Below are 23194 nucleotides of genomic sequence, written 5' to 3' on the forward strand. Positions count from 1 at the left end.
ATTATATCAGGAGATGATCAGGATGAAAAAAATGATAAAACTACTTATGAGTGCAACAGTGTTATTAGGCTTGGCAGCATGTGGTGGAGCAGAAGAACAACAAGGATCCGACTCGACTTCGGCAGGCAACAGTACAGCTGAGGAAGCTTCATTTGATTATGCGGATGTAAAGATTGGCGTGCTCGGTCATATGCAGAGTGGAGAGACGCTCGATGCACTGACCGTGTATATGGACGCTCTGTCAGAGGAAGTCGGTTTCTCATATGAGTATGTCGTAGGAAGCAGCTACGATGAGCAGACCAACATAACAGCCGTGCAGAATTTGATTGCATCTGGAGTGGACGGGATTGTTTTGGCGATAGACAGCGGAACACCGGCAATTTTGCAGGAGTGTGAGGCTGCAGGTGTATTCCTATCTGCATTCATCACAGACATGGACAGCAGTTTTGATGAGTTAAAGTCAAGTGACTATTATTTGGGAAATGTGAATGATGGCCTGTACGATACTTCCTCAATTGGAGAAAAAGCTGCCGAGTTAGTAATCAAAGATGGTAATACGAACGTAGGCATCGTAACCTTCCCATTACTATACTTCCCACAAAAAAATGCGGCAATCCAAGCGTTTACGAAAACAATTGCAAGCCATAATGACACTGCAACCGAACCTATTGAAATCTATGAGACTCAGGAGTTAAGTTTTAGTGCATTGGAAGATACATATTTTAATAATTATCCTGAATTAGACTCTATTTTTAGTTTAGCGAGTGGTTTTGTGCATCCTACGATGGTAAGCGCGGATAAGACAGATGTTGATTTGTATACCACGGGATTTAAAAAAGATGATTTAGACGCATTTGAAAATGGCGAAATGAGAATGATGACGTTATCGAATGTCGAAGCTGTAGCTCTTCCTGTTGCTATGATCCTTAATGCTGTGGCAGAGAAACCATTTGCTGATCAACCTGAAGAAGCAGAGCGTATCGATACTTCATTGGTTTTTGTAACCAACGATGAAGAGTTAACAGCTCTGGAGGAAAAATGTTTCTACTTCACCGCAGATATAGACCAAGCTTTCATTTCTCCGGAAGATTTCACGCAATATCTTACTGCATATAATCCAGATGCAAGTTATGAGGAGTTCAAAGAAGTACTCATGAACATGTCCATGGAAGACTTGATGGCCAAATGAGAATAGTAAGACTATTAGGCACAAGGAAATACTGGGGTGAAATTTATGAACAGTAAAACAATGGTTAGGAATATATTGATAACAATATGCTTGCCCGTTCTGATGTTCTTGGTTATGTACACCATCACGAAATCGAATGGAATAGACTATTATGGGCAATCGGCCATGTGGAAAGCTATTTTCAGGAATTTGGGGATGGCTGTCACGATGGGCTGCGGGTTAGCCATGCAATTGCGTCATGGTAGATTTGATTTTTCGGGTGGGGCTACTATGGTGTTGGCTGGAATTCTAGGTGTCTATTATACGCAACAGTTTAATGGTGGACCGATGATGCTACTGACACTATGTGTCGTTTTCTCAGTAATGATCAGTATGATTACTGCCACAGTCTATGTCACATCAAAATTGCCAATCATCATTTGTACCATTATGTTAGCGTTAGTTTATGAAGCATTGACCCTTGTTCTTGCAGGAGGCAATGGTGTAAATATTATGGCGAATGTGGGCTTGAATATTTTTGGGAGAGAACCCTACACAATATATATTATGGTGTTCGCCATGATTTTGTATCAAATTATTCTATCGCTTACACCTTTTGGGTATAGAGCAAAACTATTGAGACATGGTCAGCATGTCTCGGTAAACATTGGAATCAACGAGAGAAAAAATGTTATTACAGCCTATGTTTTTTCTGGTATTTTATTTGGGCTCGCGGCAACTATCTTTGTATCTCAAAATAAAGTAGAAACATTATCCAATTTATCCTCTACAGGGATTTTGTTCAGTTACATAGCTTCTGTCTACATAGGGATGTTCCTGGGGAAACTTACACTGGAGATTGTTGGACTTACCATTGGAGCATTAACTATCCAGTTGATGAATTATGGTTTGGGAGCAATGGGTTATGATAGCGGTGGCTGGAATAACATATTCTTCGGTATATTTATGATGACATTCTGGGTAATAACCAGTAAGGCTGGTCAGATTGAGATTTTTCTATCAAACCTATCCAAGAAGAAAGAAATTGGACAGAAGATTTAATTTTTTAGCATAATACCAACCATAGGCCTGAGCATTACTCATTTTGTAGTATGCAAAGGCCTATAAGTATGTATAAACCATGATATTTCTGCGACAATGAAGCGTATTTGAGTTATAAATTAAAAAGGTTGGAGGTTTACAAATGCGGAACACTTATTCATTAAATGAGGGCTGGATATTTAAAAAAAGAGATTTCAGCTTAGAAAAAATAAAACCCAAATCTACATCGGAAGAGCTGATAAATTTACCTCATACATGGAACAATGAGGTAAATAATAACAGAGAAGAGTTTTCTTATCAGAGAACAATCACTATCTCAGAAAATCATAGAGACGATAATCTGTATTTAGAATTTTTAGGTGCGAATAGTGTATGCAAAGTCTATTTGAATGACCTGTTTGTAGGAGAACATCGCGGGGGGTATTCGGCCTTTCGATTTGATATTACGGAATTGTATGATTGGGATAAGGAAAATGTAGTCACTGTGTTTGTGGATAATAGCCAAACAAAGGATGTGTCCCCTCTTAATGGAGATTTTACAATATACGGGGGCCTGTACAGACCTGTAAATCTGATTTGCGTGGATAAAGATCATTTCTCTTTAGATTTTTGGGGAACAGATGGAATCATCATCAGGATTGAAGTCAAAGAGGACAAATCAGGTGTCGTTAATTTAGAAGTACATACAGTTTGCGCATCAGATGCTACAGTAAACATAAAGATACTGGATGAAGGAGATCGTATCCTTTATTCGGAAACGATCCCCTCAGACCAAAAAAATGTTGTCATTGAGCTGGATGAACCGAATCTTTGGGAAGGTCAAGAAAGTCCGTATTTATATACTTTAGAAGCGACCTTGCAGAAGAATGGAACGGCTGTCGATCAAATCAAGAAAACATTCGGCTTCAGAAGTTGCAGCTTAACCCCTGATCGTGGCTTCTTTTTGAATGATAAACACTTGCGGATAAATGGCGTTGCCAAACATCAAGATTTTGAAGATGTCGGGAATGCCGTTAAGAACGAACACATCGAAAAGGATTTTGAGATCATAAGGGAGATTGGCGCCAATGCAATCCGACTTTCTCATTATCAGCATAGTCAATCTGTTTATGATTTTTGTGATAAAGAAGGATATGTTGTTTGGGCTGAGATACCGATGATGTCTCTGCCTGAAAGGGAAGGCGTATTGGAGAATGCGACGGATCAATTAACAGAACTGATCTTGCAAAACTGCCACCATCCATCCATTTGTTTTTGGGGCGTTCAAAATGAAATTGCAATGGATGGTGAATCCATTGCGATGTACCAATCAGTAAATACTTTGAATGATTTGGTGCAGGAATTACTGCCTACTGCCTTGACAGCCAGTGCCAATATGTATGAAGTTAAAAACAACAGCCAATTAAACTTTATCAGTGACATGGTGGGCTATAATTTATATTTTGGTTGGTATTATGACAGCATGCAAGATTTGAATGAGTGGATTGAAAATTTCCACACAGAAAATCCGCATGTTTCGTTGGGTATTTCTGAATATGGTGCCGATTCTAATCTGGGTTTCCATTCTGACACTCCAAAAGTGAAGGATTACAGTGAAGAGTTTCAAGCAATCTATCATGAACAAACCTATCCCATCATCAAGACAAAGTCCTATATGTGGGGAAGTTTTGTTTGGAACATGTTTGATTTTGGAAGTAGCGTCAGAAACGAAGGCGGCACGAAAGGGAAAAACTGTAAGGGATTAGTTACCTTTGATCGTAGTACTAAGAAAGACGCCTTTTACTATTACAAAGCCAACTGGTCTCAGGAACCCTTTATTCATATATGCGAAAAACGTTTTGTTAATAGAGACAAAAATGTCGTTGATATTAAAATATATTCGAATCTAAAACAGGTTTCTTTAAAGATGAATGGATTAGATATTGGAACCGTTGAGGGTGAGACCGTATTTTTATTTGAAAATGTACTTTTACAGCCAGGAGAGAACAAGGTTAGAGCATATTCCGATAGTTACGAAGACACTGCCGTCTTCAGGAAAGTTGACGCTCCAGATCAATCTTATATTTTTGTAGATCCGAATCCTGAGATAAATGTCAAAAACTGGTTTACACAAGAACGCGGCGAAGTTGACCTTTTCCCGAGTAATGCTTATTCGGTTCTGGACACATTAGGGACTTTAATGGAAAATGAGGAAGCATGGAATGTAGTTAAAGAATCAGCACCAGACATCGCAGATCGATCCGTGCCTGGCGCACCTGTTACATTGCTATGGGTTGCGAATAAGATGAAAAATTACTTCTCTGAAGAAGCGGTTAAAGAGATCAATAATAAATTGATAAAAATTACTAAAAGCTGACACCTTTTACGCAAAGGACATCTCCGGATAATCAGTTAACAGCAAAAGGCAGGAACTCACCCGATTGCGGGAAGTTCCTGCCTTTTGCTTGTCCTTACGATATTTTCAAATCAATCTCAAGGATATTTTTTCATCGAAACCATTTGGATCAGGACGAGCATCAGACTGGTCAGGAGGGCAATAAAGGCAATACTTTGGATACCGCTAAGGTTGATGACGATGGCGGCCAAGCTGGCGCCGAACGCACCGCCCAGCTGGATCAAGGAGCTGTTGATGCTGAGCATGAAGCTGGATTTGTTTTCGGTCACCTGGGCGATGCCGGTGTTGAGCTGCAGCCCGGTGAACCAGGCGCTCATCAGCCACACGATAATGAAGAGCACACTCAGCCATTTCGACGGTTGGAAAACAAGGATCAGCAGCATCGCTGCCGTTTGGAGTACCGCCCCGAGCATCAGTGACTTGGCGTATCCGATGGCATCCGATACATGGCCGCCGATCAGATTGCCCGTGAAACTGGCGAGGCCAAGCGCAACCAATATCAGGCTCATCAGCGGTTCGATGGAAGGGAAAAGCAGCAACAAGTACGGCGTAGCATAGGTATAGAACGCATTGTACCCCATGAACATGGCAAACGTATAGGCAAGCAGCAGCAACGTTTTTCCGTCCTTAAAGAACTGCAGCTCGTTCTTCAAATCCAGTTTTGTGGCCTCGTGGTCCGCTTTCGGCAAATATTTCAGGAAATAAGCGAGGGACAACAGCATCATGGCATTCAATATCCAAAAAATGCTGCGCCAATCCAGCATGGAGGATAAGGCGCGCGTCAATGGGATGCCGATAACGAGCGCTAAGGAACTGCCCATGATGTAGAAAGCCAAGGAACGCCCTTGTCTATCTTTGGGAGAGAGCGCCAAAATCGTCGAAATGGCCAGCACACCATAACTGTTGGCGGAAATCCCCATCAGGAGCCGGACAATGAGCAGTTGCACAAAACTTTGGGCATAGATGAGCGCGAATGTCGTCAAAATCGTCGCAAACAGCATCAGCTTCAGCATCCTGCTGCGTTCGACCTTCCGGAACAGGATCAAAGTGATTGGTACCCCGAACGCGGCCCCATAGGAGTACATCGTATTCAACAATCCGGACTCGGCCACCGAGATGCCCAGCGAAACGGCCACCTTGTCCAAGATGCCGCTGAAGACAAACGCCGTCATGGCAAGGACAAAGCTCATCAAACTGAAGACCAGTAACATAATATTTGGTTTTTTCATTTTATTCTCCTTTAGGCAGGGATTTCTATCCCCTGGTTTGATTACGGTTACAAAAGGCCGCGCCCGGATTATCCGTTCAGCTTTTCCGCATATAAAACCAGTATACAGGTTAAACTGAACTTCAAGTCAAGGAGATTCGTGAAAATTTCTTTTACGGCAACAGGAAGGTGGAGGATGCCGGGAAAATTGTAAAATTGAATTTTCAAAAACAAGAAGAGAATGTGCTGATCTTATTCGAAGTAAAAACTGATCCGGATGAACAGATAGTACTATCTATGTTAAAAAAAGAACATAAATTAGCGGAAAATGGTCAATTGATAAGATGAGCTGAGTGCTATACTGAATAAGTGTTAAAGAAAGCGCTTAACAGCCGGCGTAAGCGTGAAAAATAGAAATTTGGAGGTTGTTCAAATGAGTTTCTTTGATAAATTTCAGACAGGTTTAGAAAAAATTGTTGGACCCATTGCGACAAAAGTCGGAGAAAACAAGTTTATCATTGCATTAACTGAAGGTTTCATGCTTACGATGCCAATTACTTTAGGGGTTGCACTGATCGCAGTATTAACAAATTTCCCAATACCAGCTTGGGTAAGTTTTTTACAAAATGCGGGATTGTATGATGTAGGGAACCAAATAATCACATTAACATTATCCTTATTAGCAGTTTACGTAGTAGGAGCTATTGGTTATCGATACACAGTCAATGAAGGCGAGCATGGTATGACCGGGGCGTTATTATCTTTGGCATCATTTATTGCGCTTATGCCAGTTGAAAACCTTACTAAAGCTGATGGATCCCCAATAACTGCAATAGCAACTGAAAAAATGGGAAGCCAAGGGATCCTTGTTGCAATTCTGATTGGCTTGTTCATTCCGTGGTTGTATGTGAGATTAACAAGAAAGAAACTTGTATTAAAATTACCTGAATCCGTACCACCAAATGTAAGTCAATCCATGGCACCAACTTTTGTGGCAATGATCATCTTTTCATTGATATTCTTTATTAAATATGTAACGGGGCTAACACCTTACGGCAATGTTTTTACAATGATCACAACTATTGTTGCTGAACCGATTTCTGCTTTTGGTGCAACCCCAATTGCCTTGATCGTAGTATTTACACTAATGAATCTCTTCTGGTTCTTTGGGGTCCACCCAAATACAATCTTAATGGTTTATATGCCTATCTTAATGATGGCTGGTATTTCGAATCAAGAAGCATTCCTTGCAGGAAAAGAATTGCCATTTTATGCATTTGCCATTGTGGGGTCTGCCGTTCAAATCGGGGGAGCTGGAAATACATTAGGTTTATGTATTGCTACACTGTTTGGTAAATCAGAAAAATATAAAGCAATGAGAAAATTAGTGATTCCAGCCAACATTTTCAATATCAATGAACCGATTATTTTTGGTTTTCCTTTGATGCTGAATCCGCTCTATTTTGTTCCGATGGTGTTGTCTCCTTTAGTTTCAGGTTTGTTTGCAATGTTTTATATGAACCTTCTTGATATTAATGTGAACCCAACCGTTTCAATGCCTTGGGTAACGCCAGGTTTCGTGACGACATTTTTCACAGGAGGATTTTCATTAGCTCTATTGTGGTTCTTATGCCTATTTATCCATTTTGTAATGTATCTGCCTTTCTTCTTGATGGATGACAGAAGAGCAATCCAAGAAGAACGCGAACAAACCCAATCCCAAACCCAATCTCAAGACCAAACCCAAAGCCAAAATCAAACCCAAACCCAAGCAGTCTAAGCTGAAAAGGTTTGAAGACAGAATGATAAATGGAGATGAAGCTTTATGGCAAAAATTCAATGTAATGTGATCTCGTATGTGCTTAAAAGAACAGTGGACGTAACCATAATTTTACCGACTATTTCTATACCAGAAGCTATTCAAAATAAAGGTGAGCTGCATCATGAATATCCATTGAAATATCCAGTTCTCTATCTACTGCATGGTTATGGAAATAATCATGCGCAATGGACAGGATATTCTAATGTTGAATTATATGCAGAGGAAAGAAAAATTGCAGTGGTGATGTTTTCAGGAGAAAATAAAGCCTATCTTTCGAATGAAAACGATGATTTTGAGAAATTTATTGAAGACGAGCTTCCAGAGTTCATCACAAATACGTTCCCTATTTCCAAACGGAAAGAGGACACTTATATTGCAGGCTTATCCATGGGTGGATTTGGTGCCTTATACAATGGACTGAAGCGACCCGATTTATATCAAGCCATCGGTGCATTCTCACCGGCACTGCGCATGCAGGGCGTGGCGGTTGATTTATTTGATATTGTGGAAAATCTGGATGCTGCGCAACCCATTTACCTTGCGTGTGGCGAAAATGACTTTTTATATGAAGATAATGTCAAATTTGCCCAAAAATTAAAGGAAAAGAATTTTGAACATACTTGGACCTTGGCGCCAAATTATCAACATGAATGGCGTTTTTGGAATGAATATATCGAAAAATTCTTAGATTGGCTTCCGAGGACTGACGGCTATAAAGATGTAAGAAGACCAGTTTGAACTACTCCCACCTACGCATTTGCTTAGGGGTGGGAGATTCCTACGAACACCGGAGTATCCCCCGGTTCATTGAGTAGGCTAGCCCCGCAGATTCCTGCGGTTAGAAGTCTCAAGGCTTCATTCATGATATTGATGCTTGCGTTCAGATCCCGGTCGTGGTGGGCATGGCACTTCGGGCACGCCCATTCCCGGACCGCGAGATTCTTCACGTCTTTGTTTTGGTATCCGCAGCAGGAACAGAGTTGACTGGACGGAAAGTTTCGGGCGACCGCTACGATCTGTTTGCCGTACCAGCCTGCTTTGTATTCCAGCATGGACCGGAATTGAGACCAACTGGCTTCGCTGATGGCTTTCGCCAAATTGGGATTCCTGATCAGGTTGGTTACATGCAGATCCTCGATGCCGATGATGTCGTGGTTTTTGACGATTTCGGTCGATATTTTCTGCAGGTAATCGGTTCTGGCGTTGCGAATCTGTTCGTGGATTCGGGCTACTTTGACGCGCTGCTTTTGGTAGTTTTTTGATTCGGACAATTTTCGTCCGTCCTTTTTTGCTTGCCTTGTCCTCCTGGAAAGGATTTTTTGTTCCTTAGCGAGTTTCTGTTCCAGTTTGTGAAAAACTCGCGGGTTCTCATAGACGGTATTGTCTGAAACTACGGCGAAATCCTTCAACCCGACATCGACACCGCAAGCGGAACCCGTTTTCGGCAGTTCCTGGACAGCGGTTTCGACCAAAAGGGAAATGAAATATTTCCCAGAAGGGTTTCGTCGGATGGTGGCGTTCAGTATCCTGCCTGCCACTTCTTTGGACTTGGCGAATTTGACCAGCCCCAATTTGGGCAGTTTCAGTTTGTTGCCCACGATGGCGATGTTGCTGTTCGTCTGTTTGGTTGTGTAGGATTGGACGGGGTTGCTTTTGGTTTTGAAGCGCGGCGCACGGTTCTGCTTTTTGAAAAAACGATCGAAAGAAGCGCTGAGGTTCCGCAGTGCGGACTGCAGCGCGATGCTGTCGACTTCCTGCAGCCAGAGCGTCTCTGTTTCCTTTTTCAGCAACGTCAACTGGGCGGAACAGGCACAGTAATTCAAACCTAATCCCGTCTGTTCATAGGTTTTGTTCCATTCGGACAGAAAATGGTTGAACACGAAACGGGAGCAGCCGATGGTCTTCCCGATCAGGATGCGTTGTTGTTGATTGGGGTAGATCCGAAACTTGTAGGCTTTATGGATCATCATTGTCATTCACCTTCTTATACCATCCATCGTACACGAACGTACGTTCTATGTCGAGCGGGAGGGCCTTCGTTAGCAACAAGAATTTTTCAAAAAAAATAGGCTAATGCCTACCGACATTCATCTCCCGCCTACTCGTTGGGCTGCGTCCGGTTCACTCCTTGAGGCGGGAGTCTTCTGTCGGAAAAAGATAAAGGAGTGTTGAAAAGTGGGATTTCCTAAAGATTTTTTATGGGGCGGAGCAACCGCTGCCAATCAATATGAGGGTGGCTATTTAAGTGGCGGTAAAGGCTTAGCGACTTCTGATTTTATCACTGCAGGAAGTATGACAGAACCTCGTATGATTGTGATTGAGCTTGAAAATGGTGAAAGAAAAGCCATCAACCGTTTTGAGGATGTTCCAAGTGGAGCAAGGGTAGTTATTGATGAGCAATTATATTATCCTAGTCATACAGCAACTGATTTTTACAATCATTATGAAGAGGATATTAAGCTGTTTGCCGAAATGGGCTTTAAGGGATTCAGAATGTCGATGACCTGGTCAAGAATTTTTCCAAATGGTGATGATGCAACGCCTAATGAAGAAGGCCTAGCCTTTTATGATAAAATCTTTGACTTATGCAGGGCTTATGGGGTTGAACCAATCGTCACCTTAAATCATTTTGATTTGCCGAATCATTTGGCTGTCACGTATCAAGGGTGGTTGGATCGAAAAACAATTGATTTCTTTGCCAACTATTGTAAAGTCGTATTTGATCGTTACAAGGATAAAGTCAAATATTGGATGACTTTCAATGAAATCAATTTCTTACGTGATTATAGTACCTTAGGAATTACGGATGCATCCGATTTGACGAAGCAAAATCAAGCAATTTACCATCTATTGTTGGGCAGCGCAAAGGGTGTGGCAATCGGGCATGCCATCAATCCGGAATTTAAGATAGGCTTAATGATCGCCAATATTTTATTCTATCCAGAAACATGCAATCCAAACGATTCGATTCGCATGATGGAATTGGAAAGAGGCTTTAAGGATTTCTATTACGATGTCCAATGTCGTGGCGCTTATCCAAACTATAAACTCAAGGAATTGGAAAGAGATCATGTAGAACTAAAGAAAGTCCCAGGAGACGATGAGATTCTTAAAAATGGAACAGTCGACTTTATTGGTTTTAGTTATTATAATTCTACTGTGGTCAGTACCAGCGCCGAGTCTGAACAAGCAGGCGGTAATCAATTTGGAGCAGCAAAGAATCCATATTTGGAAGCGTCTGAATGGGGATGGCCAATTGATCCCTCAGGTTTACGGTTGGTCTTGAACCGATTATATGATAAATATCAGTTGCCATTGATGATTGTCGAAAACGGTCTTGGGGCGATAGACAAAGTGGAAGAAGACGGCAGCATCCATGATGACTACCGGATTGATTATTTAAGAAAACACATTACAGAAATGAAAAAAGCTGTAGAAATTGATGGTGTCGAGCTGTGGGGCTATACGCCATGGGGTTGCATCGATCTCATTTCAGCCGGCACAGGGGAAATGAAAAAACGGTATGGCTTCATCCATGTGGATCTGGATGATGAAGGAAAAGGGACTTTGAAGAGGAGAAAGAAAGACTCATTCGAATGGTATCGTAAAGTGATCGCATCGAATGGTGAAGAGTTGTCCTAGTCCCAATTGATGAATGAGGTGTTTCCATGCGAATGATTTTTGATAACGAATACGAGGATTTAAAAGCGAGTGTGATCCGGAGAACCGATCCGAATAAACACTGCCTATTAGTAGAACAAGCAGGCACCAATTTAAGTCAAAGTATTATTGAAACGCATTGGCATGAATGGCTGGAAGTCACTTATATTATCGAAGGGTCCATGCAAGTTCAGTTTCCGAATGGACAATTAGAGGTCAACGAAGGACAAGTTGCTTTGATCGGTATGCAAACACTGCACAAGATTACCGGGGATACAGGGAAATATCACTTCAAATGTTTGCATATCAACTTCGGTTTAATTTCTCAATACGTAAATCCTTCAGTCTTGATGGACAAAGTAGTCCTTATCAAAAATACAGAATACTTAATCAAGGTTCTCGAAAATATTGATGCATTGATGGATTTGGACAATGTCGTTTCAAATATTCGCTATCAAAGCAATCTGTTGGAATTGCTGGCAATCGGTGTTGAAGAAGTTGAAAATGCTTCAGAAATGGATTCTCCGAGAGGGCCGATAGATTTCTTTTCCAAAATACTCTTTTATCTGGGTGAGCATTATCAAAATAATTTGTCGTTGGAACAGGTCGCGAAGCATTTTGGTTATTCCTCGCAACACTTGTCGCTGATGTTCAAAAAACAACTTGGCATCAACTATAAAGCGTACTTGACTCGGATCAGATTAGAAAAGGTAAAATTTCTGCTGGTGAATACTGATAATAGGTTGTTGGAAATCGCATTGGACAGTGGTTTTACATCCGAACATTCATTAATTAAAAATTTTAAGAAAACGTACCAACGGACACCTACAGAATATCGTCGGGAAAATCGGATAGGATGAAATAATCTGAGAGTGACATTCTTCATGGAGATGATTGTATGCCAAAGTTAATTTTGCGAGCGGATGATTTAGGAATCAGTGAAGGGGTTAATTACGGAATCTATAAAGCTGTCAGCGATGGGGCAATTTCTTGTGTGGGATTAATGTCCAACATGCCTGCAGCCGAACATGGCTATAAACTGGTGGAAAAGGCTTGTACTTGTGTCGGGCTACACCTGAACATTTGCTTAGGGAATCCTGTAGCCGCCCCCGCTAAAATCCCGTCTTTAGTGAACGAAGCGGGTCTATTTTATACGAGTCGGGAAATAAACCAGAGAAAGAACGATACAGCAGACTTAGCGGAATGTGTGATTGAGATAAAAGCACAAATTCATCGATTTGAACAAATCACAGGCAAAAAACCGGATTATGTCGATGGTCATGCTATCATGTCGCCTACATTTTTTCAGGCAATAAAGGCAGTCACCGAAGAACAACACTTATTTTTTTCGATGCCTTCATTCGATAAAAAATGGGGAAACGACAATGAAATATACGGATTGGATTTCTTGAGCTTCAATGAAAAAGGTCTCTACAATCCCAGCGAATACTTTGAACGTAATCTAGCAAAAATGAACGCCCAGTGTTGTTCTATTGCGGTTTTTCATCCAGGTTTTTTAGATCAATTTATCCTGGACCACTCTTCCTATACGTTCATACGTCCAATGGAATGCGAATTCCTGTGCAGTGAGTGGCTGGAAAATTGGATCGATCAAAATAATATTAAAATTGTTGATTTTAATAATTATAAGGGTATTTAATGGAGGAATAACTGATGAAAAAAATAGTATTGTTATGTGCAGCAGGAATGTCCACAAGTTTATTGGTTAAGAAAATGGAGCAAGCAGCGAAGGAAGAAAATTTTGAGGTGAAGATTGAAGCGCACTCTGTTTCAGGTTTCAAAGATCATACAGCAGGTGCAGATGTAGTCCTGCTGGGACCGCAAGTGCGTTTTCAATTAGCAAAAATCAAAAGCGGGATAGACTGTCCGGTTGAAGCGATTGATGTAGTGGCATATGGTCGTATGGACGGAAAAACAGTCATGCAACGTGCAAAGCAATTGATGGGTGAATAATCCTATAAGAATCAATTGGGTCCTCATCAAATCAGAGACAAAATAACAGTACGAAGAGTTGCAAACAAATCTGAGTTTGTGACTCTTTTTTAGGAGGGGTGAAATGACGATACGTGACTATTTTACAATTGATATTGGAGGTACTTATATTAAGTATGCCATTGTGGATGAAGCATTTGAGCTGAAGCAGCAGGATAAGGTGTCCACACCAAAAAATAAAGAAATGTTGATAGAAATGATTTATGGTCTGATTGGCCAACATCCCGAATTGTCTGGGGTTGCGATTTGTTGTCCAGGAAAGGTGACCTCAGATGGAACAGTCTACTATGGCGGCGCGTTACCGTTTATGCATGAAACGCCTTTAGCTTCGTTGATTACAACAAAATTCGCGATTCCTTGTTCGGTAATAAATGATGGCAAGGCAGCGGCATTGGCTGAACACGCAAAAGGCAATCTAAGAGGCGTGGCAAATGGTGCTGCGGTGATCCTTGGGAGCGGCGTTGGTGGGGGAATCATCCTGAATAATAGCCTATTGATGGGCGCCAATGATCAGGCCGGAGAATTCAGTTTCATCAATGCGAATCTTGATACGCGCCCAGTAGCGGGTCAGATGGTGGGGAGAAAACTGTCAGCCGTACATTTTGTGAATGAATGTGGCCGATTATTAGCGTTAGAGGATCACGATGATGGCCAAACAGTCTTTCGCGAAATTGAGAATGGATCTGACGAAAGGGTTGTGTCTTTGTTCAAAGATTATTGTCGAAAGGTTGCATCATTGATCATGAATGTTCAGGCAACCTTGGATATCGAAAAAGTAGTAATTGGTGGCGGAATCAGCTCACAGCCTATCTTAGTTGAAACGATCCAAAGTCAATATTATCAATTAATTGAAGAAATGGGCTTCTTCGGTGAAATGCTGCATAAAGTAGACATTGAAGTTTGCGCCTACTCAAACAGCGCAAACCTGATCGGCGCACTTTCGTATTTTAAAACAGTACATTCCTGAAGTAATGTATCGAATCATAGAAATCAAAAAAGACACGCGTCCGTGTCTTTTATTGATTTCTATTTTTGTAATTGTAATGCTTATACATCTTTGTGCTTAGCGTCCCGTTTGTTGCATCCACTTAGGCTTGCTTATCGTAGTTCATGCGTGTCAGCAAGAATATACGGTGCATCCATTTTGGCATATTGAAGAAACGTTTACCTTTGTCAATTTGGGAGATTTGCTCCAAGTCAGCCACTGTCAGTTCAAAATCAAAAATATCCAGATTACTGTCTATGTGTGCTGGATCTTTTGAACCTGGAATGACAATATTTCCTGTTTGGACATGCCAATGCAGGATGATTTGAACAACGGATTTATTGTATTTACTTGCCAGTTCAGTGAAGATTGGTTCGGCCAGCAAGTCTTTGTCAGCTGAACCAAGTGGATACCAAGCTTCAAGCGCAATATTATCCTTAGCAAGTTTTGCTTTTAAATCTTTTTGTTGGAAATAAGGGTGGCATTCCACCTGCACAACAGCAGGTTTGATGGTTCCTTCAGCCAGCACCTTATCCAATTCAGGTCCGGTAAAGTTAGAAAGACCAATGACCCTAATCTTTCCAGTTTTTACAGCCTCTTCCATAGCTTTCCAAGCGCCTAGATAATCGCCTACTGGTTGGTGCAACAGCATGAGATCAAGGTAATCGACACCTAAACGGTTCAGGGTATCCTCAATTGCTTGCTTAGCTTTTTCATATTTATATTCCGTCGGCCAGATTTTGGAGGTCAGGAAAATTTCACTTCGATTAATGCCTGATTTTTTGATAGCCCGACCAACAGCTTTTTCATTCATGTAAATATTTGCCGTATCAATCAATTGATACCCGTTTTTCAAGGCATGTTCCACGGAACATTCTGCATCTGTTGGACTGATCCGATACGTTCCTATCCCAAGGCTTGGAATAATCTCATTATTATTTAAAGTTGTATATCGCATTGTTTCCTCCTTATTTAGTAAAATCGCTGCTATTTTTCAAAAAATAGCGGGAGCATATTGTAAATGTATTCTTGAAAGTAAAAATTGGTCTTTTGCGCATCTCCTCCACATAGTTTAACACTTTCACAGTAACGAACAGCATCGTAAGCCTGTCCGAGTTCCTCACATTTTATATGTATCAAAATCAGTGGCTACTCGTGTATAGGTTTCGGCAGCTAATTTCCAGCCATCCTCAGTCTTTGTGAAGACTTCCGAGATGACGAAAGGATTCTGCACTTCATTTCCCCCGATTACCGCTGTTAAGATTAGTTTTTTGAAAATAATAGCGGTACTGCCGTAGTCCTCAACGTATTCCTCTGCAATATCAACCGCTTTGAACATCGTGTGTTATCATAATCATTCTCCCCTATCATTAATAAGTATAACCAAAACTTGGATTAAGTCTTGATTGTGATGATAAGCCCACTGTAAACCGTGGAGTTCAGACCATAGCAAGTGTTAGCCTTGTTTATATATATATTTCTTCTCCTGAGAGGGGTTACACATTCAATCTCCTCACCGTCTTTATAAGTAGAGACCCAGATAGCGATTCGCCTTCAAGGTAACGATACGGTCGAAACATATAAAAGGGAAGCAGGGAGAATAATGAATAAGATGGAAAACCAGGTAGATGTATTATCGATGGGACGTGGCATCATTCCGAGAATGGTGATGAGCGATCGTAATCTGACGGTCGAGGCGAAGACAATTTATTGTTACATCGCTGCGTGCATCGGAGCGGGAGACACGCGGTTGCCATCAGTGCCCGTTATCTGCGAAGATCTGAACATGGGGAAGGACCGCTTCCAAAAGCATAAGAAAAAATTGATTGAGCAAGGTTATCTGACGGTCCAAAAAGATACCGATGCAAACGGCAAGTACAGCACGAATGTGTATGTGATTCAGGAACGGATTGCCAACGGATAAAATAGAACAGAAAATCGACAAAAAGGATTGCCCTAAACCAAAAATGGTTTAGGGTAGTCCTTTTTGCATATAATTTGGAATCTAAGATCCTAGATTTTTACATACCAAAAGAAACGCCTGTGTCTCCATCTTAAAAATTTTCCAGGCAGTTGGCGGAAGCCATCCTTAATGCAAAATCATTATCGAACAGAAGCAAGTCTACGTCCAGAGCACTGATACTGGGTGCGTCGTGAATCTGTTGAAGGACTCGATCAACCGTTGAGAGCACGCTGGGGGAATGGACGAAGATGATGGTGGAGTTGCCGAGAGGGTAGGAAATGAAGCCATCGAATTTGTTCGACTCTGGATTATAACTTGCATTCTCGGGAATTTAAAACGAGGTTTTGCAGAATTCAGTAACACCAATGCATTAAGTGATTCTTCAGTGTCGATCCACCACGTTACATTTTTTTATAAGTGGTACTAATTATAGAAAAAAATAAAATAATATGAAATTATTTGGAATAAAGTGAAATTATATGTTGTTTTTATGAAATATAAATGTTATCTTTGTCTTGTGATAAAAATTAAGTCAAAGGAGTTACGCTAAAGATGAAAATTGCGACTAGGTTAAATTCATTTTTACCAAGGTACGACGGAGATATAAAGTCTGTATTTAAAGTTATTAAAGAGATAGGAACAAACTACGTTGATTTAAATTATCCTGAACATACTGCTGGATTTAAGTCCGAAGAAATGAAAGCGCTTATTGAATTGAATGGATTGAAAGCTAATGGAGTAGCTTTACGATTCAGAAGTGAGTTCATCAATGGTGAATTAGGAAATTCAGATGTCTCTATTTCGAATGACGCTCTTGAGTTGTGTAAAGAAGCTGCTGACTATTGCAGGGAAATCGGAGGAGAAGTTGTTACAATTTGGTTAGGTTTTGATGGTTTTGACTATCCTTTTCAAATTGACTACTCAACGGTATGGAATCAAATCAAAAATAATGTAATTGCCGTTGCTGATTATGCCCCTGATTTAAAAATCAGTATTGAGTACAAGCCATTCCAACCGCGTGCTTATGCATTTATAGATAGTGTTGGAGTGGCGCTGATGATGGTAAATGATGTGAATCGAGACAATGTAGGTATAACATTGGATTACTGTCATATGTTAATGAAACATGAAAATCCAGCTTATGCAATGGACTTGGTAGCGTCCAGAGGAAAACTTTTTGGAATGCATGTAAATGATGGATATGGATTAAATGATGACGGTTTAATGGTAGGTACGTCATCATTTATGCAAACAATTGAATTTTTCTACTACGCAAAATTGTATGGATATGATCATGCTATTTACTTTGACACATTCCCTATTATAGAAAATCCAATTGACGAATGTCAGCAAAATATCAAAATGATGAAAAAGATTGATGAGATTATTGAAAGAATAGGTATGGATGAATTTGGTAGAGTCATCAAACAAAATAGCGCCATAAATGTAAGCGATTTAATGTTAAAAATACTAAACTAGAGGAGAAATTTACCATGAAAAAAAACTCAACCTTAAGAGGACTTTTATCTTTATCAGTAGCATTAACATTATTAGCGGCATGCAATTCTGAAGGAAATACAGAATCTTCCGACTCTAGCTCTGAACAAGCAACGCCGAAAGCTTTTAATCCAGATGATCCAGGTGGTGTTGCGTATAAGGATTTATCTGAAGAACTAGGAGCAATTCCAAAAAATGATGAGCCTATTCAACTAGGCGGAGTAGCAAAATCATTTCAAAATGAATATTGGAGAACTTTAAAAGACGGTATGGAAATTGCTGTCGCAGATTTAGCAGCGGCAGGTTATGATGTCTCGATTGAAGTGAAATCCGCACAACAGGAAAGCGATGAACAAGGTCAACTTGCCATTGTATCCGATATGATTAATAAGGACTTCACAGCATTATTACTATCACCTATTTCAGATAGTAACTTAGGACCTGGGGTTACGGAAGCAAAAGAAAAAGGCATTCCGACCATAAACGTTAATGACGGAATTATTCAAGAAGCTGACATCTTTGTTGGCCCTAAGGCAGACCAGAACGGTGAATTGCTTGGAGAATGGGTAGATGAGAAGCTGGATGGTGAGGGAGAAGTCGCTATCATTGTGGGCATGCCCAAAGCATTTGCAGCAAAGCAGAGAACTATTGGTTTTGAGGAATATATGGCTGAGAACGCGCCAGGAATTGATATCGTAGAAAAACAAAACGCAGATTGGGACAGAGGTAAAGCTAAAAATATTGCTGAAACCTGGATTAAAACACACCCAGATTTAAAAGCAATTTTTGCTAATAATGACACGATGGCATTAGGAGCACAAGAAGCCGTTAATGCTTCAGGAAAAGATATATTGGTTGTTGGTGTTGACGGAACAAGTGAGGCATACGAATCAATACGTAAAGGAGAATTGGATGCTACTATTGATTCATTCCCATTATACAAAGGTCAAATTGCGGTAGAAGTAGCGTTACGGAGATTAGCCGAACAAGAACTTCCACGTGTAATCTGGACACCACAAGCTTTGATTGACAGTGAAAATGTAGATGAAAAGGCTGAAGATATCATTGAGTGGACAGGTCTAACACTTAACTAAGAAAATGGGTAAGGGAGATATGAAGTGAATGTCACATTCAGATAATATAATCGAAGTTCGTAACCTAACAAAAGTATTTCCTGGAATAAAGGCTCTTGATGATGTTAGTTTTTCTGTAAAAAAAGGTGAGATCCATGCTTTGCTGGGGGAAAATGGAGCGGGCAAATCGACACTGCTTAATATTCTGCACGGTGTTTATAACGATTATGAAGGTAATATTTATTTCAATGGCGAGAAATGTGAATTCAATAATGCTCATGAAGCGATTAATGCAGGAATCTCAAAAGTTCACCAAGAGGTGAGCTTGATTCCTGAATTAACGATAGCGCAAAATATCGTATTGGGATATGAGCCGATAAAAGGAATTTTTATCGATGAAAAAAAGATGTATAACAAGGCAAACGAATTGTTGAAAAGTTTAAATTGTAAATTTGACTCAAAATTATTGGCTGGGGAATTAAGTACGGGCGAAATGCAGATGGTGGCGATTGCCAAAGCGTTATATCACGATGCACAAGTAATCTCTTTGGACGAGCCAACTGCATCTTTGTCAAGAAATGAGATTGAAAGTCTATATGAAGTCCTATTCAATTTAAAAAATAAAGGAATCACACTAATCTATGTCAGTCACAAGTTAGATGAAGTATTTAAATTGTGCGACTCCGCAACAATTCTAAGAGATGGTAAGTTTATAAACACAGTAAAAATAAGCGACATCACTGAAAGAGAACTTATCAAATTAATGGTGGGGAGAGATGTTTCTGCATTTGCTGTTCGACAAAGACCACAACTTCAAACGACGGAGGTTGTTTTAGAAGTTGAGAACCTTACTAAAACTGGAGTATTTAACGATATAAGTTTCCATTTAAAAAAAGGTGAAATTTTAGGATTATCAGGATTAGTTGGTTCAAAAAGGACAGATGTCGTAAGAGCATTATTTGGAGCTGACCACTACGATGAAGGAACAATTAAAATAAACGGTCATACGGTCAAGATTAATAGTTGCATGGACGGTCTGAAAGCTGGTATAGGTCTTATACCAGAAGATAGAAAAAGACAGGGGTTCCTAAAAAACTTTAACAACTCAGATAATATTGCAATAACTACGGTGCCTAAATTTTCAAAGAATGGTTTGATCAATGAAAAACTAAAATTAGAAAACGCGCAACACTTTATTGATAAATTAAATCTTAATCCAAAAAATGCAGAATATCTCACAAAAGATTTAAGTGGGGGAAATCAACAAAAAGTTGTGTTGGCGAAGTGGCTTTCTTCGGATGTCGATATCATTATATTAGATGAACCGACAAAAGGTGTGGATATCGGTGCAAAATATGAAATATATAAAATATTAGAAGAACTAGTCATGAATGGAAAATCAATCATTATGGTTTCCTCAGAGTTGCCAGAAATTATTGGCCTCTGTGACAGGGTGATTGTAATGAGGGAAGGGTTAATAATGAAGGAATTGGTTAATGAAAATTTGGATGAAGAAATTTTATTACAATATGCGATGGGAGTGAATGAAGATGTTTCATAAAATGGGCCGAGAAATTGGTATGGTTGCCGCCATACTAATGTTATTCGTAGTTTTTTCATTCATTAATCCTATCTATATGAGTTATTCCAATATGATAGACATAATTGATCAAGCTACTATAAATGGGTTGTTGGCTGTAGGTATAACGTTTGTTATCATTACAGGAGGGATTGACCTATCGGTTGGATCAATCTTTGCAGTAACTATCGTAATCGTCGGAGACTTATTGGTTAAGGGAATGAATCCATTTCTGGGTATCTTAGCTGGGTGCTTAATTGGAGGAATACTGGGCTTAGTGAATGGGATTGTTATCACGAAGCTAAAGTTACAGCCTTTTATTGCTACTCTAGGTACGATGAGTGTGTATCGTGGATTGGCCTATATTATTACAGGTGGATGGCCAGTATTGAACATACCAGATAATTTTAGAAAGTTAATGGATGGAGATATAGGGTTGGATATTTCTTCCGCAATTGTAGTTTTGCTAGGATTTACGGTGCTTTGCTATATTTTGTTGAAATATACCAAATTCGGTACATTTGTCTTAGCTACGGGTGGAAATGAAGAGGCAACTAGGCTATCAGGTGTGAATGTAGATAGAACAAAAATGTTGACTTACACACTTTGCGGAGTTGCAGCAGCATTGGCTGGCATGGTCATGTTGGCGAGGTTAGGAGCTGGAGAACCCACAGCAGGACAAGGTTATGAGACGGATGCAATTGCAGCAGCAGCTATTGGTGGAGCAAGTTTAGCTGGAGGTAGAGGGAATATCTTTGGAACAGTATTAGGAGCTATTCTATTATCTGCATTGAAAGTTGGTCTAGTAGTTGTCGGCGTAGACAGTTTTTGGCAGTTCATTGCAACAGGATCCATTATCGTTGTCGCAGCATATTTTGATGTTATTCAGACAAAAATTAAGGAATTATCTATGAAGAAAAGAAAGGCTTCTACTATTGAAAAAGTGAAGGCTGGTATGAAAAATGAAAGATAATGATGTAATAGTTGTCGGTAGTTTAAATTATGATATTTTGTTTAAGCAAGAACGATTACCACATATTGGAGAAACATATACGGCCGATGAGGTTGCCTTTGCTTGTGGTGGAAAAGGTGCTAACCAAGCTACACAATGTGCAAAACTCGGCCTTAACACCTATATGGTGGGTAAAATTGGAAATGATAATTTCGGATCAATATTGAGAACTAACTTAATTAAAAATCATGTAAATGTTGATTACCTAGGTGAAAGTGATACATCTAGTACTGGTCTAGGAGTCGTTAACGCTTTTAATGATGGATCTGTCATTGCAACAATATCAAAAGGAGCGAATTTTGATATATTAGAGCAGGAAATAGAATTAGTGGATCCTATATTTAAGCGATGTTCAGTCCTGATTATTCAATTGGAGATCCCAATTGAAATCGTTGAGTTAGCTGCAGTGAAGGCAAAAAAACATGGTAAAATAGTAATCTTGAATGCTGCTCCGGCAGTTCCACTGACAGACAGAATTCGAGATAATGTTGATTACTTGGTTGTTAATGAGACTGAAGCACAATTTTACACGGAAATTTCAATTAATTCGATAGAGGATGCACATAAAGCTGCTGAAGTATTATGGGAAGAATTTCATTCAAAGATCATCATTACCCTTGGAGAAAGCGGAAGTTTATATTATGATGGTAGTGACTACTACTTTGAACCTGCGAAAAAAGTGAAAGCTATTGAAACAACAGGTGCAGGAGATTCCTTTGTAGGAGCACTTGCATACTCATTAATTAACAAATTTTCTGTTAGAGAAACATTACAGTTCTGCACAGCTGCTAGTGCATTAACAGTACAAGGAATTGGTGCGCAAGAATCGATGCCGAGATTGAAGGAAATAAAGTCATTCATGCAAAATGGTGACTAAAGTTATGTCGTCTAGAAGGTGGTAATATGATGATTCCTTATTTAAGAAAGAAAAAAATTGTTGAAATACTTGGAAATGAAGAAATTTTCTATATCGACGATTTTTTAAATCACATCGAAGGCATTTCTAAATCTACGCTCAGACGTGATTTAAAAGATTTAGAAGATGAAGATGTGGTTGTTTTTTTAAAAGGAGGAGCAGTTAAGCTGAAAAGTCAGTCCTTAGAACTCCCAGTATCAACAAAATTAGGTTTACAAAAAAAAGAAAAAGACATCATTGCAAAGACTGCCGCATCATATATTTCTGATGGAGATGTAATATACATTGATTCTGGTACAACATGCACAAGCTTGATGAAATATATCAATAATAAAGACATTACAGTAGTGACTTCAAATACAGCTTTATTGAATGGACAGTATGAACATATTAAGATGTACATCATAGGTGGAGAATACAATAGCGATATTAGTTCTGTTAATGGCCCTATTGCAGAAAATAATTTACGGAATTTCAATTTTGATAAAGCTTTTATAGGAACATCGTATCTGGATGTATCCCGAGGAATAACTACACCCAATATTCACGAAGCAAATAAGAAGAAAATTGTTATAAGTAGATCAAAAAAAAATTATGTGTTATGTGATAGTAGTAAGTTTAATAAGAGCGCTCTCTGTTTTGCATTTGGAGTTGAGGAATGCACAGTGATATCAGATAAGTATGACGAAAAAATTGCTAAAGCAACAGAGTTTATAGTTGCAGAATAGTGTTTTAAGTAAGTTCGATTATAAAATGATAGAACGACAAACGTTTCCTTAGTGAGACGTTTTTTTATTTGTCCTCTAAAAGCATATTTCATAACTAAGTAGGGACCAAAAAAA

General features: G+C 39.7%; 21 protein-coding genes. 17 read left to right on the forward strand and 4 right to left on the reverse strand.

Translation table 11 applies throughout. The annotated features are described in order from the left end of the window. Nucleotides 1-22: 22 nt before the first annotated feature. The 3 genes from C7R73_RS10215 to C7R73_RS10225 all read left to right on the forward strand — a co-directional run bounded on the left by C7R73_RS10215 (nucleotide 23) and on the right by C7R73_RS10225 (nucleotide 4586). Entirely contained in the window at nucleotides 23-1189 is a 1167-nt protein-coding gene (locus tag C7R73_RS10215) for a sugar ABC transporter substrate-binding protein (RefSeq protein WP_161525927.1), read from the forward strand. 45 nt (nucleotides 1190-1234) lie between these two features. After that, entirely contained in the window at nucleotides 1235-2230 is a 996-nt protein-coding gene (locus C7R73_RS10220; protein ID WP_153060392.1) for an ABC transporter permease, read from the forward strand. 142 nt (nucleotides 2231-2372) lie between these two features. Further along, nucleotides 2373-4586, forward strand: a complete 2214-nt coding sequence (locus C7R73_RS10225) for a glycoside hydrolase family 2 protein (RefSeq protein WP_106450425.1) — start codon at nucleotides 2373-2375, stop codon at nucleotides 4584-4586. A gap of 116 nt (nucleotides 4587-4702) precedes the next feature. Here the strand turns inward: C7R73_RS10225 and C7R73_RS10230 are convergent, their stop codons facing one another. Next, entirely contained in the window at nucleotides 4703-5854 is a 1152-nt protein-coding gene (locus tag C7R73_RS10230) for an MFS transporter (RefSeq protein WP_106450426.1), read from the reverse strand. A gap of 411 nt (nucleotides 5855-6265) precedes the next feature. Between C7R73_RS10230 and C7R73_RS10235 the strand changes: the two genes are divergently transcribed. Both C7R73_RS10235 and C7R73_RS10240 read left to right on the forward strand, forming a co-directional pair. Then, the gene (locus C7R73_RS10235) at nucleotides 6266-7612 is read left to right on the forward strand and encodes a PTS sugar transporter subunit IIC (RefSeq protein ID WP_106450427.1); all 1347 of its coding nucleotides are present in this window, start codon (nucleotides 6266-6268) and stop codon (nucleotides 7610-7612) included. Between the two features lie 45 nt (nucleotides 7613-7657). Further along, nucleotides 7658-8392 carry an alpha/beta hydrolase gene (locus C7R73_RS10240; RefSeq protein WP_106450428.1) on the forward strand — a complete coding sequence of 245 codons (735 nt, stop codon included), beginning with the start codon at nucleotides 7658-7660 and terminating at the stop codon, nucleotides 8390-8392. 23 nt (nucleotides 8393-8415) lie between these two features. On the opposite strand, the gene tnpB is transcribed toward C7R73_RS10240, so the two are convergent. After that, nucleotides 8416-9624 (reverse strand): IS200/IS605 family element RNA-guided endonuclease TnpB, encoded by a 1209-nt coding sequence (gene tnpB / locus C7R73_RS10245; RefSeq protein ID WP_106450429.1) that lies wholly within the window; start codon nucleotides 9622-9624, stop codon nucleotides 8416-8418. Between the two features lie 205 nt (nucleotides 9625-9829). Between tnpB and C7R73_RS10255 the strand changes: the two genes are divergently transcribed. The 5 genes from C7R73_RS10255 (at nucleotide 9830) to C7R73_RS10275 (ending at nucleotide 14294) form a co-directional block, all read left to right on the forward strand. Further along, nucleotides 9830-11296, forward strand: coding sequence for a glycoside hydrolase family 1 protein (locus tag C7R73_RS10255; RefSeq protein ID WP_106450431.1), 1467 nt, complete (start codon nucleotides 9830-9832; stop codon nucleotides 11294-11296). A gap of 26 nt (nucleotides 11297-11322) precedes the next feature. Continuing rightward, complete coding sequence (locus C7R73_RS10260; RefSeq protein ID WP_106450432.1) at nucleotides 11323-12174, forward strand: AraC family transcriptional regulator; 852 nt, start codon at nucleotides 11323-11325, stop codon at nucleotides 12172-12174. Nucleotides 12175-12212: 38 nt separating this feature from the next. Further along, nucleotides 12213-12974, forward strand: coding sequence for a ChbG/HpnK family deacetylase (locus C7R73_RS10265; RefSeq protein ID WP_106450433.1), 762 nt, complete (start codon nucleotides 12213-12215; stop codon nucleotides 12972-12974). Between the two features lie 14 nt (nucleotides 12975-12988). Then, entirely contained in the window at nucleotides 12989-13288 is a 300-nt protein-coding gene (locus C7R73_RS10270; RefSeq protein WP_106450434.1) for a PTS sugar transporter subunit IIB, read from the forward strand. Between the two features lie 103 nt (nucleotides 13289-13391). Beyond that, complete coding sequence (locus tag C7R73_RS10275; protein WP_106450435.1) at nucleotides 13392-14294, forward strand: ROK family protein; 903 nt, start codon at nucleotides 13392-13394, stop codon at nucleotides 14292-14294. A gap of 121 nt (nucleotides 14295-14415) precedes the next feature. On the opposite strand, the gene C7R73_RS10280 is transcribed toward C7R73_RS10275, so the two are convergent. After that, a complete protein-coding gene (locus C7R73_RS10280; protein WP_106450436.1) occupies nucleotides 14416-15270 on the reverse strand; it encodes an aldo/keto reductase in 855 nt (284 codons plus the stop codon). A gap of 162 nt (nucleotides 15271-15432) precedes the next feature. Then, nucleotides 15433-15651, reverse strand: a complete 219-nt coding sequence (locus tag C7R73_RS10285) for a nuclear transport factor 2 family protein (protein ID WP_106450437.1) — start codon at nucleotides 15649-15651, stop codon at nucleotides 15433-15435. Between the two features lie 264 nt (nucleotides 15652-15915). Between C7R73_RS10285 and C7R73_RS10290 the strand changes: the two genes are divergently transcribed. The 7 genes from C7R73_RS10290 (at nucleotide 15916) to C7R73_RS10320 (ending at nucleotide 23080) form a co-directional block, all read left to right on the forward strand. Beyond that, on the forward strand, nucleotides 15916-16236 hold the full coding sequence (locus C7R73_RS10290) for a helix-turn-helix domain-containing protein (protein WP_106450438.1): 321 nt from the start codon (nucleotides 15916-15918) through the stop codon (nucleotides 16234-16236). A 591-nt stretch (nucleotides 16237-16827) separates the two neighbouring features. Continuing rightward, nucleotides 16828-17754, forward strand: coding sequence for a sugar phosphate isomerase/epimerase family protein (locus C7R73_RS10295; RefSeq protein WP_106450439.1), 927 nt, complete (start codon nucleotides 16828-16830; stop codon nucleotides 17752-17754). A gap of 14 nt (nucleotides 17755-17768) precedes the next feature. Beyond that, on the forward strand, nucleotides 17769-18866 hold the full coding sequence (locus C7R73_RS10300) for a sugar ABC transporter substrate-binding protein (protein WP_106450440.1): 1098 nt from the start codon (nucleotides 17769-17771) through the stop codon (nucleotides 18864-18866). A gap of 28 nt (nucleotides 18867-18894) precedes the next feature. Next, nucleotides 18895-20406, forward strand: coding sequence for a sugar ABC transporter ATP-binding protein (locus C7R73_RS10305; protein ID WP_106450441.1), 1512 nt, complete (start codon nucleotides 18895-18897; stop codon nucleotides 20404-20406). Continuing rightward, nucleotides 20396-21397 (forward strand): ABC transporter permease, encoded by a 1002-nt coding sequence (locus C7R73_RS10310; protein WP_205076508.1) that lies wholly within the window; start codon nucleotides 20396-20398, stop codon nucleotides 21395-21397. Before C7R73_RS10305 ends, C7R73_RS10310 begins: the two co-directional genes overlap by 11 nt. Beyond that, on the forward strand, nucleotides 21387-22313 hold the full coding sequence (locus C7R73_RS10315; RefSeq protein WP_106450443.1) for a ribokinase: 927 nt from the start codon (nucleotides 21387-21389) through the stop codon (nucleotides 22311-22313). The genes C7R73_RS10310 and C7R73_RS10315 overlap by 11 nt, the downstream gene beginning before the upstream one ends. A 26-nt stretch (nucleotides 22314-22339) precedes the next feature. Continuing rightward, the gene (locus C7R73_RS10320) at nucleotides 22340-23080 is read left to right on the forward strand and encodes a DeoR/GlpR family DNA-binding transcription regulator (RefSeq protein WP_205076509.1); all 741 of its coding nucleotides are present in this window, start codon (nucleotides 22340-22342) and stop codon (nucleotides 23078-23080) included. Nucleotides 23081-23194 lie beyond the last annotated feature (114 nt).

The sequence above is a fragment of the Trichococcus alkaliphilus genome (genome assembly GCF_003008695.1).
GTDB classification, from domain to species: Bacteria; Bacillota; Bacilli; order Lactobacillales; family Aerococcaceae; genus Trichococcus; species Trichococcus alkaliphilus.

Coding starts and splice junctions, on each gene's coding strand:
- C7R73_RS10290 (WP_106450438.1), top strand. CDS start 15,916: ATGAATAAGATGGAAAACCAGGTAGATGTATTATCGATGGGACGTGGC.
- C7R73_RS10275 (WP_106450435.1), top strand. CDS start 13,392: ATGACGATACGTGACTATTTTACAATTGATATTGGAGGTACTTATATT.
- C7R73_RS10265 (WP_106450433.1), top strand. CDS start 12,213: ATGCCAAAGTTAATTTTGCGAGCGGATGATTTAGGAATCAGTGAAGGG.
- C7R73_RS10220 (WP_153060392.1), top strand. CDS start 1,235: ATGAACAGTAAAACAATGGTTAGGAATATATTGATAACAATATGCTTG.
- tnpB (WP_106450429.1), bottom strand. CDS start 9,624: ATGATGATCCATAAAGCCTACAAGTTTCGGATCTACCCCAATCAACAA.
- C7R73_RS10225 (WP_106450425.1), top strand. CDS start 2,373: ATGCGGAACACTTATTCATTAAATGAGGGCTGGATATTTAAAAAAAGA.
- C7R73_RS10270 (WP_106450434.1), top strand. CDS start 12,989: ATGAAAAAAATAGTATTGTTATGTGCAGCAGGAATGTCCACAAGTTTA.
- C7R73_RS10310 (WP_205076508.1), top strand. CDS start 20,396: ATGTTTCATAAAATGGGCCGAGAAATTGGTATGGTTGCCGCCATACTA.
- C7R73_RS10230 (WP_106450426.1), bottom strand. CDS start 5,854: ATGAAAAAACCAAATATTATGTTACTGGTCTTCAGTTTGATGAGCTTT.
- C7R73_RS10235 (WP_106450427.1), top strand. CDS start 6,266: ATGAGTTTCTTTGATAAATTTCAGACAGGTTTAGAAAAAATTGTTGGA.
- C7R73_RS10260 (WP_106450432.1), top strand. CDS start 11,323: ATGCGAATGATTTTTGATAACGAATACGAGGATTTAAAAGCGAGTGTG.
- C7R73_RS10320 (WP_205076509.1), top strand. CDS start 22,340: ATGATGATTCCTTATTTAAGAAAGAAAAAAATTGTTGAAATACTTGGA.
- C7R73_RS10280 (WP_106450436.1), bottom strand. CDS start 15,270: ATGCGATATACAACTTTAAATAATAATGAGATTATTCCAAGCCTTGGG.
- C7R73_RS10295 (WP_106450439.1), top strand. CDS start 16,828: ATGAAAATTGCGACTAGGTTAAATTCATTTTTACCAAGGTACGACGGA.
- C7R73_RS10285 (WP_106450437.1), bottom strand. CDS start 15,651: ATGTTCAAAGCGGTTGATATTGCAGAGGAATACGTTGAGGACTACGGC.
- C7R73_RS10315 (WP_106450443.1), top strand. CDS start 21,387: ATGAAAGATAATGATGTAATAGTTGTCGGTAGTTTAAATTATGATATT.
- C7R73_RS10215 (WP_161525927.1), top strand. CDS start 23: ATGAAAAAAATGATAAAACTACTTATGAGTGCAACAGTGTTATTAGGC.
- C7R73_RS10305 (WP_106450441.1), top strand. CDS start 18,895: ATGTCACATTCAGATAATATAATCGAAGTTCGTAACCTAACAAAAGTA.
- C7R73_RS10240 (WP_106450428.1), top strand. CDS start 7,658: ATGGCAAAAATTCAATGTAATGTGATCTCGTATGTGCTTAAAAGAACA.
- C7R73_RS10300 (WP_106450440.1), top strand. CDS start 17,769: ATGAAAAAAAACTCAACCTTAAGAGGACTTTTATCTTTATCAGTAGCA.